Source organism: Vibrio sp. 1978, from assembly GCF_033344345.1.
Window position 1 is genome coordinate 1 of the sequence record NZ_JAWPOP010000887.1, and the last position, 548, is coordinate 548.

The following is a 548-nucleotide window of genomic DNA, read 5'->3' on the forward strand; positions in this document are numbered from 1 at the left end:
AAACGGCATAGTCACTAACGTCATTCTTATCTATTCAAGCCCAGCGATCATCGCTGGGCTTTTTTAATGTCATTTGCCGATAAAAACCGGAGCTTGGTCAAGGTTCTTTAAATTGAGGCCTTCATAGCCCACTTCCAACGCTAAGCCTCTCTATTTAAAAAGAATCGCTTGTAGATAAAATGCTAAGCTCTAAAAAGAAATCGTTATGGATGGCGGTTAGCGACGGGTTAGCGGGCTCAATCAACACGCTCCCGTTCGCAAGTTATCTATTCATGCATTACTTCTTCAAAGGAAGCACCGCACTATGAAGCGAATCATTTTTGGCACATTGATTATTGCCCTTTTAAGCGCCTGTTCAAAAGATAACACGCACCAAGCGCTTGGCACCTTAGAACGTGACCGCGTAACGTTTACCGCCACATCTAATGAGATAATTAGAGCCCTTCCTGTCAAAGAAGGCAGCTTGGTCAGTGAAGGGGAAGTGTTGGTTCAGCTCGATACTAAGAATCAACAAGCAGTTCTTGCACACGCCGTCGCCGAGCAAGCCA

The 548-nt window shown here is 45.1% G+C and carries 1 protein-coding gene; it reads left to right on the forward strand.

Annotated elements, in window-relative coordinates; translation table 11 throughout:
• Window positions 1-304: 304 nt before the first annotated feature.
• A partial coding sequence (locus R8N49_RS29690) for a lipoprotein (protein WP_318190771.1) occupies window positions 305-548 on the forward strand: 244 nt, incomplete at its 3' end.